At 71.0% G+C, this 14,267-nt stretch carries 21 protein-coding genes; 4 read left to right on the top strand and 17 right to left on the bottom strand.

Annotation, left to right across the window (positions count from 1 at the left end):
• Position 1: 1 nt before the first annotated feature.
• From GUI43_RS14290 to GUI43_RS14230, 13 genes are all read right to left on the bottom strand, one after another.
• Positions 2–400 (bottom strand): group I truncated hemoglobin, encoded by a 399-nt coding sequence (locus tag GUI43_RS14290; protein ID WP_112587033.1) that lies wholly within the window; start codon positions 398–400, stop codon positions 2–4.
• A gap of 259 nt (positions 401–659) precedes the next feature.
• Positions 660–1,256, bottom strand: a complete 597-nt coding sequence (locus GUI43_RS14285) for a MerR family transcriptional regulator (RefSeq protein WP_112587035.1) — start codon at positions 1,254–1,256, stop codon at positions 660–662.
• Between the two features lie 159 nt (positions 1,257–1,415).
• Positions 1,416–1,880 (bottom strand): bifunctional nuclease family protein, encoded by a 465-nt coding sequence (locus tag GUI43_RS14280; RefSeq protein ID WP_030327706.1) that lies wholly within the window; start codon positions 1,878–1,880, stop codon positions 1,416–1,418.
• Positions 1,881–2,065: 185 nt separating this feature from the next.
• On the bottom strand, positions 2,066–2,767 hold the full coding sequence (gene ftsR, locus GUI43_RS14275) for a transcriptional regulator FtsR (protein ID WP_181518541.1): 702 nt from the start codon (positions 2,765–2,767) through the stop codon (positions 2,066–2,068).
• 50 nt (positions 2,768–2,817) lie between these two features.
• Positions 2,818–3,270 (bottom strand): oxoglutarate dehydrogenase inhibitor Odhl, encoded by a 453-nt coding sequence (odhI, locus tag GUI43_RS14270; RefSeq protein ID WP_007071101.1) that lies wholly within the window; start codon positions 3,268–3,270, stop codon positions 2,818–2,820.
• 214 nt (positions 3,271–3,484) lie between these two features.
• The gene (gene gcvH / locus GUI43_RS14265; RefSeq protein ID WP_091397961.1) at positions 3,485–3,865 is read right to left on the bottom strand and encodes a glycine cleavage system protein GcvH; all 381 of its coding nucleotides are present in this window, start codon (positions 3,863–3,865) and stop codon (positions 3,485–3,487) included.
• 60 nt (positions 3,866–3,925) lie between these two features.
• Entirely contained in the window at positions 3,926–4,957 is a 1,032-nt protein-coding gene (locus tag GUI43_RS14260) for a DUF881 domain-containing protein (protein WP_112698997.1), read from the bottom strand.
• 11 nt (positions 4,958–4,968) lie between these two features.
• Positions 4,969–5,301 carry a small basic family protein gene (locus GUI43_RS14255; RefSeq protein ID WP_030327710.1) on the bottom strand — a complete coding sequence of 111 codons (333 nt, stop codon included), beginning with the start codon at positions 5,299–5,301 and terminating at the stop codon, positions 4,969–4,971.
• Positions 5,298–6,242, bottom strand: coding sequence for a DUF881 domain-containing protein (locus GUI43_RS14250; RefSeq protein WP_112602420.1), 945 nt, complete (start codon positions 6,240–6,242; stop codon positions 5,298–5,300). The genes GUI43_RS14255 and GUI43_RS14250 overlap by 4 nt, the downstream gene beginning before the upstream one ends.
• Positions 6,239–6,871, bottom strand: a complete 633-nt coding sequence (gene clsA, locus GUI43_RS14245) for a cardiolipin synthase ClsA (RefSeq protein WP_112698996.1) — start codon at positions 6,869–6,871, stop codon at positions 6,239–6,241. The genes GUI43_RS14250 and clsA overlap by 4 nt, the downstream gene beginning before the upstream one ends.
• Positions 6,872–7,166: 295 nt before the next feature.
• On the bottom strand, positions 7,167–7,628 hold the full coding sequence (locus GUI43_RS14240) for a MarR family winged helix-turn-helix transcriptional regulator (protein WP_112587043.1): 462 nt from the start codon (positions 7,626–7,628) through the stop codon (positions 7,167–7,169).
• A gap of 56 nt (positions 7,629–7,684) precedes the next feature.
• Positions 7,685–8,857, bottom strand: coding sequence for a PP2C family protein-serine/threonine phosphatase (locus GUI43_RS14235; protein ID WP_112698995.1), 1,173 nt, complete (start codon positions 8,855–8,857; stop codon positions 7,685–7,687).
• A gap of 71 nt (positions 8,858–8,928) precedes the next feature.
• Positions 8,929–9,675 (bottom strand): SAM-dependent methyltransferase, encoded by a 747-nt coding sequence (locus tag GUI43_RS14230; protein ID WP_112698994.1) that lies wholly within the window; start codon positions 9,673–9,675, stop codon positions 8,929–8,931.
• Between the two features lie 112 nt (positions 9,676–9,787).
• Between GUI43_RS14230 and GUI43_RS14225 the strand changes: the two genes are divergently transcribed.
• The 3 genes from GUI43_RS14225 (at position 9,788) to GUI43_RS14215 (ending at position 11,455) form a co-directional block, all read left to right on the top strand.
• Positions 9,788–10,669 (top strand): universal stress protein, encoded by an 882-nt coding sequence (locus GUI43_RS14225; RefSeq protein ID WP_112587049.1) that lies wholly within the window; start codon positions 9,788–9,790, stop codon positions 10,667–10,669.
• A 100-nt stretch (positions 10,670–10,769) separates the two neighbouring features.
• On the top strand, positions 10,770–10,982 hold the full coding sequence (locus tag GUI43_RS14220; protein ID WP_088948250.1) for a phosphatidylethanolamine-binding protein: 213 nt from the start codon (positions 10,770–10,772) through the stop codon (positions 10,980–10,982).
• Positions 10,979–11,455, top strand: coding sequence for a hypothetical protein (locus GUI43_RS14215; RefSeq protein ID WP_112587051.1), 477 nt, complete (start codon positions 10,979–10,981; stop codon positions 11,453–11,455). The genes GUI43_RS14220 and GUI43_RS14215 overlap by 4 nt, the downstream gene beginning before the upstream one ends.
• Positions 11,456–11,463: 8 nt before the next feature.
• On the opposite strand, the gene GUI43_RS14210 is transcribed toward GUI43_RS14215, so the two are convergent.
• Entirely contained in the window at positions 11,464–11,667 is a 204-nt protein-coding gene (locus GUI43_RS14210) for a hypothetical protein (protein ID WP_091397934.1), read from the bottom strand.
• A 134-nt stretch (positions 11,668–11,801) separates the two neighbouring features.
• On the opposite strand from GUI43_RS14210, the gene GUI43_RS14205 reads away from it, so the two are divergent.
• A complete protein-coding gene (locus GUI43_RS14205) occupies positions 11,802–12,452 on the top strand; it encodes a hypothetical protein (RefSeq protein WP_112587053.1) in 651 nt (216 codons plus the stop codon).
• A gap of 5 nt (positions 12,453–12,457) precedes the next feature.
• On the opposite strand, the gene GUI43_RS14200 is transcribed toward GUI43_RS14205, so the two are convergent.
• The 3 genes from GUI43_RS14200 to GUI43_RS14190 all read right to left on the bottom strand — a co-directional run bounded on the left by GUI43_RS14200 (position 12,458) and on the right by GUI43_RS14190 (position 14,267).
• Positions 12,458–12,643, bottom strand: a complete 186-nt coding sequence (locus GUI43_RS14200; RefSeq protein ID WP_036410487.1) for a hypothetical protein — start codon at positions 12,641–12,643, stop codon at positions 12,458–12,460.
• 73 nt (positions 12,644–12,716) lie between these two features.
• Positions 12,717–13,994, bottom strand: a complete 1,278-nt coding sequence (locus GUI43_RS14195) for a hemolysin family protein (RefSeq protein ID WP_112587055.1) — start codon at positions 13,992–13,994, stop codon at positions 12,717–12,719.
• A 75-nt stretch (positions 13,995–14,069) separates the two neighbouring features.
• Positions 14,070–14,267, bottom strand: a complete 198-nt coding sequence (locus GUI43_RS14190) for a hypothetical protein (protein ID WP_112587850.1) — start codon at positions 14,265–14,267, stop codon at positions 14,070–14,072.

Here is a 14,267-nt window from a genome sequence, read left to right as displayed (position 1 = left end):
CTCAGGCGCCCGACCTGTTCCCGGCAGCCACCACCTGGCCCTGCACCTGCCCCAGCACTGTCTGCACGTCGGCGAGGATGTCCGCCGGCACCCCCAACTCGGTCAACGTCACCGTCAGGTGCTCGCCCACCTTCGCGTAGTGCTCCACCGTGATGTTCAACGGCTGGTGCGCCTCGGCCAACCCGCGACCCGTGTACTCGTTCGGGCCACCCAGCACCACAGTCAACATCAACGCCAGGTGCCGCCGCTGACCGGCCATGTCCACGTCAGCGAAGTAGCCCGCCAACTCCGGGTCCGCGAGCACCTTGTCGTAGAACAGCTCAACCGCCGCCTTGACCGAACTGGCACCGCCAATGCGGTCGTAGTGCGAGGCGGGAGCAGTCTCTTCCGTAACCGTCACGGTCGTTCCTTCCGGGGATGAAGGGTCCAGAACCGTGAGGGACCATAGCGTGTCGACCGCCTCCGGTCAGCGCCCCCCTATCGGATTCCCGACAAAACGACACCACGCTACGTAACCGCTACCAATGGGTATCTCCACAATCGGCCACCGAAACGACACCCACAGTATCCACAGTGGACCGCATCAGCCGAACAAACCCTGGAACCGTCACCGACGGTCGCGAGAAAACCAACCGGAAAAAACCCGGAAGCTGGAACGCTCAGCCGGCCCGCCGCCGCGCGCGCCGCGCCGCCAACTCGTCACCCACCGGATCCGGGCCAGACACCACCGCCGGCTCCACCGGGCCACTCGTCGCAGGCTCCGCCGGCAGATGCGACAACGACCCCTGGATCTCCTTGAAAGCCCCACCGATCGCGATGCCGAAGACCCCTTGGCCACCCTGCAACAGGTCGACCACCTCCTCCGGAGACCGGCACTCGTACACCGTCGTCCCATCAGAGATCAGCGTGATCCCCGCCAGATCCTCCACACCACGCGACCGCAACGCCTCGATCGCCTTACGGATGTTCTGCAGGGACACCCCCGCGTCCAACAACCGCTTCACGACCTTCAACACCACCAGGTCCCGGAACGAATACAACCGCTGCGTCCCCGAACCCGAAGCATCACGAACGCTCGGCACCACCAGCGTCGTCCGCGCCCAGTAATCCAACTGCCGGTAACTGATGCCCACCGCGTGGCAGGCCGTCACACCCCGGTAGCCAACCGAACCGTCACCCTCAGCCGCCACACCTGGCGACGAGGCACCCGACTCGTCGAACTCTGCACCCGGATCGGAATCCCGCGGCTCGTGCATCCGGACAACCTCCCCGTCAGTGTGGCGACGCATCGTTTCCGGGACGCGCACCCCTCGACATGGAAACCCTATCGCCACCGTCAGGGGTTACCACGGAGGAACCGACGCGACACGCCGCGCAGCCACCGAGAAAGATCACCAACCGAGCACGGGCACACCTCAGCCCGCGAAATCCTCCGGACGCACCTGCTCCAGGAACTCGCGGAACTTCTCCACCTCGTCCTCCTGCTCATCAGGGATAACGATCCCCGCCTCGCTGAGGACCTGCTCCGCACAACGAATCGGCGCACCAACCCGCAACGCCAACGCGATCGAATCGCTCGGCCGCGCCGACACCCGCACCCCATCGCCGATCAACAGATCCGCGTAGAAGACGTTCTCCTTCAGCTCGGTGATCTCCACCGCCTGCAAGGGCGCCTTCAACGCCGCCAACACATCCCGCAGAAGATCATGCGTCAACGGCCGGGCCGGCTTGACCCCCTGCTGCTCATAAGCGATAGCCGTGGCCTCGACCGCGCCGATCCAGATCGGCAGATAGCGGTCCCCCTCGACCTCCCTGAGCAGGACGATCGGCTGGTTGCTGGGCAGCTCCACCCGAACTCCGACCACGCTCAGCTCGCGCACCGCCGCCTCCGTGTCGTTGTCACCTACGCCGCACCGCGCCCTTCCCTGCACGGTACACGGACCGCAACACGGCCGTCCCATGCGCTACAGCACCACGCCCGCGCCGAAAAGGGGTTACCCCGGCAAGCCTACGGCACGCTTCCCGGAAGAGATCTTTCCGCTCAACCGCCACCCACCGGGCACCCTCACCGACCCAACGTCGACCGCAGCCCCACCCGCACCAACGCCGCGTGCAACTGCTCCGACAACGCCACCAACTCCCGCGCCGTCTCCGCCGCCCGCGCCCGCGCCGCCGGATCACTCTGCCGCGCCAACGGGGCCACCAACTGCGCGAACAAACCGACCTCCCGGTCCGCCGCCGTCCGATAACCCCGCAGGTGCCGCGGCTCCAAGCCGTACGCCGCCAACCCCGCCACCGCCGACGCAATGATCAGAGCATCCGCGTCATACCACCCCGGCGGATCTGAGACCAGCACACCGAGCCGCTCCAACTCCACCAACGTCGACTCGTCGATCCCACTGCGCGCCACGAGATCCGCCCGGCCGAGCCGCACCTGCGACGACTCGGCCGGCTCCGCCAACTCACGACCCGGCACCGCACCATCGGGACCAACCGCCACCAACGCCGGCCGCGACCGCCCCGGCTGCTCACCGGACGAATCCCACTGGGCCAACTGCTCCCGGATCACCCGCAACGGCAGGTACTTGTCCCGCTGCGCGGTCAACACGAACCGCAACCGCGCCACATCGTCCCAGCTGTACTTCCGGTAACCCGCCGCCGTCCGCTGCGGCTCGACCAAACCCTCGGCCTCAAGAAACCGCAGCTTCGAAATCGTGGTATCCGGAAAATCCACCCGCAACTGCCCAAGCACCTCACCGATGCTCATCAGCGGCTCAGACCGAGCCGCCCCGGGTGACATGGAGGCCGCAGGCTCGTTCACCCCCGGCCGGCCTCCTCCTCCGGGCGCGGACCGGCGATGAACACCACCCGGAACTTACCGATCTGGACCTCGTCACCATTGCTCAACGTGGCCGCCTCAACCCGCTCACGATTGACGTACGTGCCATTCAGGCTGCCCACGTCCCGCACCGTGAACGTCCCACCATCGCGGTGGAACTCCGCATGCCGACGCGACACCGTCACGTCGTCCAGGAAGATGTCACTGTCCGGGTGCCGGCCACTGGTCGTCACATCGTGGTCCAACAGGAACCGGGCACCCGCATTCGGGCCTCGACGAACCACCAGCAGCGCCATACCCGGCGGCAACGAACCGGACATCCGGCTCGGCACCACATCGGTATCCGGCCCCTCCAGCACTTCGTCGAGCGAACCGAGATTGAGCGTCGAAGTGACGTCGAGTGGGGGGAACTCGTCGTCTGGCCGCGTCATGGGACCACCTCACGGATCTGTTCGGTCGGCGTCGGGTAATGGCGGGTCTGGCCGCCGGGCACTTGAACACCCGGCGGCTGGCTCCCCGTGCCCGGGAAGGCAATTCCGCAACGCTCAACTATTGGGTTCTCGGTCGACTGGGCGAGCCTAGCCAGCGCCGAAATGCAGGGCAACCGGACGCGCGCAGACATCCCACGCACCGGATCAAGCACACTCAGCCTTCGGTGATCTTCTGATACGCGGCCGCCGTCAGCAACCCATCCGTCGCAGTCGGATCATTCGGCGTGATCTCCACCAACCAACCCTCACCGTACGGATCAGTGTTGATCAGCTCAGGCGTGTCAGCCAACGCGTCGTTGCGCGCCGCCACCGTACCGGCAACCGGCGCGTAGATCTCCGACACGCTCTTGGTCGACTCGATCTCACCCAACGAGTCACCGGCCGCGACCACCGCACCCGCCTCGGGCAACTGCACGTACACGATGTCGCCGAGCGCGTCCTGCGCGAAGTGGGTGATGCCGACCCGGACCGAAGCCGTGCCGTCACCCGCCACCCACTCATGCTCGGCGGTGTATCGCAGATCCTCGGGAATCACCAGACGCGTCCTTCATCCATCGGTGCCCCGGACCACCCGGGTCCGGCGCGGCCGCGCCGGTCAGGAGACCGGACGGGCGTGTTCCAACTTGATCGGCACGTGCAGCGCCGAAACCTCGGCAACCTCACGCTCCCCAAACGTCACGTTACCGCCGTCACCCCGGACCGACGCCACCACCCCACCAGGAATGTTCAACGCCGTACGCATCGTCGCCGGATCACCGATCACCGTGATCGTGTACGGCCCCGACAACCGGCGCCCCTCGACCATCAACGACCCGTTGTCCCCATCGAGGAAGTACGTCGACGCGATGATCCGCACCGTCGCCCGATCCCCACCGGAAATCTGCATCGCCTCGGCGCCCGCACCACGCAGCTCCTGCACCGCGTCCAACACCCGGTTCGCCGAGATCGGCTTCACCCCGGCGTCGAACTGCACCGTCAACCCCGGACCCACCGCCGGCAACGTCCCCGCCAGGATGCCCAACTCGTCCGCCCGCCGCGTCGCCTCATCCAACGCCGCCTGACGACCCTGCTCACCCGACTGCAACTGCCGCTGACTGTCCTCCAGAGCCCGGATGTCCTGCTGCAGGCGGTTCTCCCGCGCATCCAGATCCGACAGGATCCGGACCAGGTCCTCCTGCCGGGTGGCCCCCAGGGTCGGGTCCGTCGACGTCGTCTTCAACTGCACGACCAACGTGAACCCCAGCAACGCCAACAACGCGGCGATCATCACCCCGGCTGCACTCCACCGGGACCGACCAGCCGCTACCGGCGCCACCGACTCCGCCGAACCGTCGGAACCGGCAACCACCGGCTCCGCCAACCCGTCGGAACCCGCGACCGCCGGCTCCCCCGACCGCGACACCGCGTTCAGGTCCACCGTCGCACCATCGTCGACCGGCTCCACACCCGGCTCCGCCGCAGGCTCGTCATCCGACGGCTGCGCCGGCTCCTGCGGCGCCAACGGGCTCAACTCATCCGGATCCGGCGCATCCGGCCGCGGATCCGGCTCACCCGCCGGCCCACCCGGCCGCACCGGACCGGCCGGCTGCGGCCACCCGGTCCCCGTGTCGGTCTGCTCGTCACTCATCGCAACCCAACCTACGCCCGGAACAGGTGCCGACGGATCGCCGCCACGTTGCCGAAGATACGCACACCCAACACGACGACCACACCGGTGGACAACTGCCCACCCACCCCCAACTGGTCACCCAGATACACGATCAGACCAGCCACCAGCACGTTCGAAATGAACGACACCACGAACTGCTTGTCGTCGAAGATGCGGTCCAACCGGGCCCGCACCCCACCGAACACCGCGTCCAACGCGGCCACCACCGCGATCGGCAGGTACGGCTGCAACGCCGCCGGCACCGTGGGATCAAGCCACACGCCCAGCACCACACCGGCGAGCAACGCCAGCACCGCGATCATCGGCCACCTCCGGAGGGGCTAACAGTCGTCGCCGGACCGGACGACCCGGGACTGCCGGAACGGACACCCGACGCGGAAGGGCTCGGACTGACCGACGGCTTGGCGTAGCGTAGCTGCGGCTCCGGCGCCGCCGGCAGGGTGAGGTCATCCGCCTCCCGCACACCGAACGACAACCCCGTCCCCTGCGCGACCTTCCGCATCAGCGCCGCGTTGCGGCTGTCCTCGAAGTCGCGCCGCATCGAACCCGGCCCGATCGCCGACACCTCGTACGGCCCGGTCACCGGCCGGAAATCCACGAGCATCGCCTCACCCGCCGACCGGATCGTCGACGTCGACGTCAACCGCTGCCCATTGATGGCGATCGCCTCCGCGCCAGCACTCCACAACGCGTTCGCCACACCCTGCAGGTCGCTGTAGAGCACCCGCGGCGGCCCAGCCCCGGCACCGGTGACCGCGTCCGCCTTGTCCGGCGCGTCCGCCAACCGCACCACCACACCATCACCGCGCACCCGACCCAGCCCGGTGCTCGCCTCCAGGTTGCGCAACCGGGCGGCGGCCGACCCGCTCAACGCCGCGTCCCGCTGCCGACTGACCTCCTCGCGCAGCTGGTCCGCCCGCGTGGACAACCGATCGGTCTGGCTCTCCCGTTCCTTGATCTGCGTCACCAGACCCGAACGGGCCTGGCTCCGCCCCGGCTCGTCCGCCATCGTCTGCCGGTACGCGACCGCGAACAGGAAACCGAGCATCACCACCACGACCAGGCTCACCGACCGTGCCGGCAACGCCCGCCACCCGCGCGCCGGCGCCGACTGCGCCGAGCGCCGACGCGCGGCAGCCGCGTCCGCGTACCCCGGATCCAGCGGGTTGCGGAACAGTTCGGTGAGGAAGTCCGGCGCGTACACCCGGTCCTGGCCGGGTTTTCCCAGCCGCGGCGCGCTCACGCCGCCGCTCCCGAACTGCGCGCCGCGCGCACCAGCCGGGCCGCCTGCACGACGTACATCCCGCCGGCCACCCAGTACAGCACCAGCCCCCACCAGGCCAACGCCCAACCGATCGCGCTCGCCGCCGTCGCCACGTCGGTCGCCGCGCTGGCCAGCAGCAGCACCGGGAACGCCGCGAGCAGCAGGAACGTGGCGGTCTTGCCCACGTAGTGCACCGGCGGCGGCCCGTACCCGTAGCGACGCAGCACCGCCAGCGAGGCCAGCAGGAGCACCTCACGGGCCAACAGCGCCGCGGTGAACTGCCACGGCACCACCTCCCGCGCGGTGAAGGCGACCAGGGTGGCGAGGATGTAGAGCCGGTCGGCGAGCGGGTCGAGCAGCTCGCCCAGGCGGCTGACCTGGTGCAGGCGACGGGCGATCCAGCCGTCGACCCAGTCGGTGGTGCCGCCGATGGCCAGCACCACGACCGCCGCCACGTCGGCCCGCGCCACCAGGAACAGGTAGAGGAAGAGCGGCACGCCCAGCAACCGCCCGAAGCTGATCAGGTTGGGCAGGGTGAGCACCTGGTTGCCGGGAGTCTCGTCACCGGTGTCCCGCGGTTGCTCTGCCCGAGCCGGCCGACGCGACACCGATCCTCCTCCACGGCACGCGGGCCCCCGGCCGGCGCGGGGCGCGGCTGAGGGTCGTACGCGCTGTCGGGCCGACCAGCGCCGGCTCTCCCCTGCGGCCCCGGGCGGGGCCCCTTCCCCTGATGCGGCCCGCGATCTCGATGATCGCGGGCCGGGTAGGTGCGCTGCCACTATATCGGGCTTCCCCTCGCTGGCCGGGCGCCGCCGTGGCCTGTTGGTGCGGCCTTGCCGCACTGTGGCGTGGATCACCACGCCTAAAGCGTCCTAGGATACTAGTGGAAGGGGGGAACGGCGCTCAGGCCGTCTGGACGGCAGGATCGGTCTGCTGCTCGGGCACCGATGTCGCCGCCCGAGCGAACCCGGCCAGCGCCAGCAACAGCTCGTGCTGCATCCGCACCGGCATCCGGTCCAACACCGCCTGCACCGCGCGCTGCCGCCGCTCGGCCAACTCCCCCAGCAGGGTCAGCGCCGCAGCTGTCGGCACCAACCGCACCTCACGCCGGTCACGCGGATCGGCCACCCGACGCAACAGCCCGGTCGCCTCCAACCGGTCGCACAGGCGGCTCGCCGACGAGGGCACCACGTCCAGCAACTCCGCCAGCCCGTTGACGTTGGTCTCGGGACGACCGCTGATCAGCGTGAGCACTCTCAGCTGGGTGGGCGGCACCTGATGCCGCGACGCGGCCGACTCCAGAACGGCGATCAGCGTCCCGGCGGCCGCGTCGATCGCCGCGGCGAGATCCGCAGGTCGCTCCACCTGATGTCCCCTGCCGTCGTCGCGCTGGTGCCCGCCCGGCAACGCGGCGGCGAATCTCACCCCGTGCCCCGTTCGCGCGGACCGTGCCAGTCCAGACAGACCACGACGGCGTCGTCGCGCAGATCGGAATCCGCGTGATAGGCGTGCAGTTCGCGCATCACCGTACCAACCGCCTCGGCCGGCGGCTGCAACCGCGTGGCGCGCAGGGAACGAGCCATCACCCGCTGCCCGTACGGCTCCTGACCCGGCGGCTCGGCGGCCCACACCCCGTCACTGACCACGAAGAGCCGGTCACCCGGGGCGAGTTGCACCTCCTGAAGCTCGTAGCGGGTCTCGGCGAACATGCCCAGCGGCAACTGCTGATCCAGCTTCAGAGGCTCGACCGTGGACCCCCGCATCCGCAACAGATGGGGGGAGCCCGCGTCGACCGCCCGCACCCGGCCGAGGCGAGTGTCCACCTCGAGCAGCAGGGTGGCCACATGCCGGGCGCCGCGGTGTTGGTAGAAGACCGTGTCCGAGGCCAGCTCGGCCTGTTCCACCAGACCGCCACCGGAGCGCCGCGCGTTGCGCATCGCGTTGACCGTGACGGCGGTCAACAGGGACGCCGCCAGCCCACTGCCCTCACCGTTGAGGACCGTCACGGTGAGACGGTCGCCGTCCAACGACCAGTCAAAGTGGTCACCGCCGACCGTGTACGCCGGTTCGAGCTGGCCGGCCAGCTCGAACGCGTGGTGGGACACACCACGACCGGGCAGCAGGTCCCACTGCATCTCGGCGGCCATCGTCAGTCGCTCCCGACGGCGGGCCCGCCGGTAACGGTCGGTCTCCCGGTCCGCCGCGCGCATCGCCACGGCCAGGGTGCCGGCGATGTCGGTCGCCCGACCGGTGACCGTCGCGTTCGGTACGGTCGGAAGCTCGATCAGCAGCACGCCAAGCCGCTCCCCCCACACCGTCAAGGGCAGGTAGAGCCGGCACGGGCCTTCACCGTCGCGTACCGGCTGCTGACTGCTGAAGCATCGCTGCGCCATGGTGTGGCAGGCCAGGAAGCCGCCCGCAGGCAGGTCCGGGTCCAGCACCGGCCAGAGGCCGCTGATCCGGTAGTCGGCGACGAAGACGTCCGTGCGCAGCGCGCCCATCACGGACCGGATCGCCCGGTCCGCCGCCTCCGCCAACTGGTCGGGCGGAGCCTCGCGCAACGCGCGCGACACCACGTCCGGCGCGTCTGCCATCGTCGTCCTCCCCAGAAGCTTGCTATAGGGCAAGCATCATACGGACGCCACCGGACGGATGATCGGCGCGGTCAGTCGCCCGCGCGGGTCGCGAGCACACCGTGGAACGCGTCTGGCACCCGCGCAGGCGGGCCGTCCGGCCGCCACTCGGCGACCGGGACGATCCCGTCCGCCGTCGGCGCCCACCGACCCAGCAGGGGCGCGAACGCCGCCGGTGGACGCATCCGGAACTGCGGTCCCATCATGGCCAGCGCCTGCGGGTGGCCGGCCAGTTCCTCGGTGTCGAAGTCCACAGCGAGCAGGCTGCCCGGCGCCGCGGCAGCGTACAGCTCGTCGAGGGTGTGGGTCAGTGTGGCGTCGTCGAGGAACGCGGCCAGGCCGAGGAAGACCACCCCGACCGGCCGTCGACCCCAGCCCGGCACGAAACGGTGCAGCTGCGCCCGGTCGACAGTGCCGATGTCGGTCGCGTCGCCGAAGCCGTAGCCGGCCCGGTCGCTGCCGGCGAGGATGCTCTGTCCCAGTCGGATGGTGACCGGGTCGACGTCGGTGTAGAGCACCGTCGCGTCGGTGGCGACCTCGTGCACGTTGCCCATCGTCGGCACCCCGGCGCCGAACACCAGGAACCCGTCCACGCCGTGGGCGGCCATCGCCCGCACCGCCCGGCCCAGGAACGCCCGCAGCTCGCGGAACACCGGCGCGCACGGCCCGTACGCCTGCTCGAACGCGTTCGCGGCGGCCACGTCCACGGGGAAGTGATGCTGCCCGCCGAGCCAAAAGTCGATCATGCGAGCGGTGCTCGGCTGGTCTGGTTCACCCATCGGCGGCGCTCCCTCCCCGGTCGTCGCCAGCGTACCGACCGGGACGCGCTCAGCGGTATCGCGGCGCGAGGGCGTCCGGGCCCGCGATACTGGCCGCGAGCGGAGGTGGGCGGTGAACTCGGCGAACAACGCGGCGGTGGTGGTCGGCGTCGACGGCTCGGAGTCGGCGCTGCGCGCCGTACGCCTCGCCGCCACCGAGGCGGCACGCCGGCACCGACCCCTGCGGGTCGTGCACGGCTTCATCTGGCCGCTGCTGCACGTACCGGTCTCCCCCGCCCCGGACGCGCCGCCCGGCGGTGGGCTGCGCCACCGGGCCGAGGAGCTGGTCGAGGCCGCGGTGCGCGAGGCCGAGGCGACAGTGCCCGGGTTGTCGATCTCCGGCGAGATCATCGACGGTGAGGCCGCCGCGGTGCTGGTGGGCGAGTCCCCCACCGCCGCGCTCATCGTGCTCGGCGACCGCGGGCTGGGTGGGTTCTCCGCGCTGCTGGTCGGCTCGGTCGCGGTGCAGGTCGCCGCGTACGCCGACTGCCCGGTGCTGGTCGCGCGCGGCACGCAACGACCCGACGAGCCGGTCCTGGTCGCGGTGGACGGCTCGGACGCCTCCCGGCGGGCGGCGGACTTCGCCGCCGAGACCGCCGTGTCGCTCGGCGTGCCGCTGGTGGCGGTGCACGCCTACCGACACCCCGGCAGCAGCGGTCCGGGCGACATGCAACCCCTGGTGTACGACGAGGCGAAGCTGCACGGCGAGCAGGAGCGGATGCTCGCCGGGTGGCTGACCGGGCTCACCGAGGACCATCGGGGTCTGCGGTTGACGTGCCAGGTGGTGCATGGCCGACCCGGCACCGTGCTCGCCGAGGCGTCCCGCTCCGCCCAACTGGCGGTCGTCGGTGGGCGTGGGCGCGGCGAGGTGACCGGGTTGCTGCTGGGGTCGGTGAGCCAGTCGATGCTGCACCACGCGCAGTGCCCGGTGGTCGTGGTCCGCGCGCCCCGGTAGCGCGCCGGGGGTTGGTCCGCCACCAGACGGGTAGACGGCCGCGGTACGCCCAGCGGACGGTGGGCAGCACCAGGTGCCCAGACCGACGAAGGAGGCACAGATGCCAGGACCACGGCCGGGCAGTAACGCGTACGACAAGCAGCGCGCGCGGTTGCGCAACGCGATCGACGACTCCGGGCGTCGGGTACCCGACGGCAAGGCCAACCAGGTCGCGAACCGGATCCTGCAGGAGGATCGCGGCCAACGGGGCGTGGTGCGCGGTGAGCGGACCTACGGCCCGAAGAGCGAGCGCGAACCGGGCGACCCGAAGTGAGGACTGTCGACGTGGCCGACGGCGCGATCGCGGGCGCCGTCGGCAGCACCGCGCTGAACGTGGTCACCTACCTCGACATGGCGCTACGGGGACGTCCGGAGAGCGACGTCCCCCAGGAGACCGTCGACCGGCTGGCCGGGATCGCGCACGTGGACCTGGGGAACGGGGCTCGGGCGGCCAACCGCCGCTCGGGCCTCGGCCCGCTGATCGGTTACGGGCTGGGCGTCGCCGCGGGCGTCGGGTTCGCGCTCTACGCCGGTGGTCGACGTCAGCCGTTGCCGATGGCCACCGGTCTGCTCGGCGCGGGCGTGATGACCATGACCGACGGGTCGATCACGGTGCTCGGGATCAGCGACCCGCGTACGTGGCGGCGCTCCGACTGGATCTCCGACATCATCCCGCACCTCGCGTACGGGCTGGCGGCCGCCGCCACCTGGAACAGGTTGCGGCGGCCGCCAGCCCGCGGTCGCTAGCTCATCGGTCAGCGGGTGTCGCTGTCGTCCTCGGCCACCGGCTCGCCGGCCGGGCCGTACGGCGACACCTGCCCCTTGGGCACCGGTCGACCCTCGTCGCCCCGCGACGAGCCACGGTTGAGCGGGTGCCCGGTCGGCTTGGGCCCCTTGCTGTCCTGGCTGGTGGCGCCCTTGGCGTTGCGCCGGAACTCTTCCTGCTGCGGATTGACCACCGGTGTCTCCCTTCCGGGTACGGGGGCGGCATCGACCGCCTCCACACCTCGGCATACCCGCCCGCCCCGGTGGCATTCCGGCCGTGGTCAGCGGTGCGACGGCTAGCGGGTCCTCAAGTGGGTAACCCGACGGGATGGGCAATGACCGAAGTGTGGTGCGGGTGCTGCTCGACCGGCGTGGCCGCACGTACGCGGAGGAGGCCGGCATCCGGCTCTCCGACCGGCCCGGTCCGCTGTATCAGCTGCTGGTGCTGACCACGCTGCTGAGCACCCGGATCCGCGCGTGCGTGGCGGTGGACGCCGCGCGGGAGTTGTTCGCCGCCGGCTACCGCACCCCACAGGCCATGGAGGCGGCCAGTTGGCAGGAGCGCGTCGACGCGCTGGGTCGGGGCCACTACCGCCGCTACGACGAGCGGACCGCCACCATGCTCGGCACCGGCGCCCGGCTGTGCCTGGACCGTTGGCACGGCGACCTGCGACGCCTGCACCGGGAGGCCCAGGGCGACCCGGCCGGGCTGCGGCGGCGGCTCACCGAGTTCCCCGGCATCGGCCCCACCGGCGCGGACATCTACCTGCGCGAGGCGCAGACGGTCTGGTCGGACGTGCGCCCGTACGCCGACCGTCGGGCGCTGGCCGGGGCGAAGCGGCTGGGCCTGCCGGGATCACCGGACCGGCTCGCCGGTCTCGTCGACGAACCGGACTTCGGCCGGCTCGCGTCAGCGCTGGTACGGGTGGCGCTGGGTGAGGAGTCCGCCGGTGAGGTCACCCGAGTCGCCTCCCGCTGAGGCGCTCACTTGACCGTCTTGTCCCCCGGGCGGGTCAGGTGCCACACCAGCAGCGCGGCGAGCAACGCCAGCACCACCACCCCGCCGGAGATGCCACGGCCCTCCTCGGGGCTGCGGCCGGCGCTGCCGAAGTAGATCACCGCGAGGCCGGCCAGCACCGTGACGAACGTACGCAAACCTCGGTCCTTCACGTCTGGCACCGTAGGCGGACCACGTTCCCGGCTTTGTCGATTTGAGCCTTTTGTCAGCCTTCCGGGTGAACCCTCAGCGCTCGGTGACGAACCCGCAGAGGCGCACCCGGCGCACCGCCCGATCGGCGACCTCCACCACCTGCAGGGTCAGCCCGGGCAGCCGCACCGTCTCACCCGGGGCGTCCGGCAGGTGCCGCAGTCGGGCCAGCACCAGACCAGCCACCGTCGTGTAGTCCCGGGACAACGGAAAGCTCAGCCGCACCCCCAGGTCGGGCAGGTCATGCAGTGGGAAATCGCCGGGTACCAGCAGCGACCCGTCCGGTTCCCGGACGACCCCGCGCACGTCCCGGTCGGTCTCGTCGTACAACTCGCCGACCACCTCGGCCAGCAGGTCCTCCATCGTGACCATGCCGTCGATGCCCCCGTGCTCGTCGACCACCAGGGCCAGCTGCTGATGCTCCTGCCGCAGCTGACGCATCGCGTCGGCGACCGGCAGGGTCACCGGCAGCAGCAGCGGATCCCGGACCCGCTCACCCACCGGGGCGGTGCCGGCCCGTACCAGGTCGCGGATGTGCACCACCCCGAGCACCTCGTCCAGGCCGCCGGGTCCGGTGACGGGAGCGCGGGACCGCCCGGCGGCGGCCAGCCGCCGGACCCCCTCGTCGGCGGCCAGACCGGCGGGCAGCGTCGTCACCTCCCGCCGGGCCACCAGGATCTCCCGCAGCGTCCGGCCGGCGATGTCGAACGCGCCGGTCAGGATCTCCCGCTGCTGGGCCGACAGGCCGCGCTGGCTGGCCAGCATCTCCCGCAGCTCCTCCTCGGTCATCTCCTCCCGGTTGGCCCGCGGGTCACCACCGGCGAGCCGCACGACCGCGTCGGTGGCCCGGCTGAGCAGCCACACCGCCGGCCGGGACACCCGGGCCAGCAGATCCAGCGGGCCGGCGCTCAGCAGCGCCCAACGCTCGGCCCGCTGCATGGCCAGCCGCTTCGGGGCCAACTCGCCGAGCACCAGCGTGACGAACGTCAGCAGCACGGTCACCAGCAGCACCGCGGCGGGACGTGCCGCCCCGCCGAGGAAGCCCAACGGCCCGACCAGCGGAGAGGCCAACGACACCGCGGCCGCCGCCGAGGCCAGGAACCCCGCCAGGGTGATGCCGAGCTGGATCGTGGCCAGGTAGCGGTTCGGGTCGCGCGACAGGTGCACCAACCGGTCGCCGGCGCGGCTGCGCCGGCCCAACCGCCGCAACTGCCCCTCCCGCAGGGTCACCAGCGCCATCTCGCTGCCGGAGAGCGCGGCGTTGACCAGCACCAGCACGGCCACCAACGCCAACTGCCCGAGCTGACCGCCCATCGCGTACCCCCGTCCGCCGCCTGAGGTCACTCAACCCCAGCGAGGCGCGGCGCGGGCCCGGTTTGCCGCCCCCGCTCAGTCGACCTCCAGGTCGTCCAGCGAGATGGCGTGGGTCATCAGCCACCGGGCCAGCGCCGACATCCCGAACAGCCACAGCGGCACCGACTCGGTGGGGCCGTTGGTGGCGTAGACGGCGAAGCGCAGGTCCGGCGCGCGGTACGCCTCGATCCGCCACCGGTGCTGCCGGTCCCGCCAGACCGCCGAAGGGTCCAT

The sequence above is a fragment of the Micromonospora noduli genome (genome assembly GCF_003264365.1).
Classification (GTDB): Bacteria; Actinomycetota; Actinomycetes; order Mycobacteriales; family Micromonosporaceae; genus Micromonospora; species Micromonospora noduli.
Note: the sequence above shows the minus strand (reverse complement) of the source record. Positions and strands in the feature narration are given on the sequence as shown.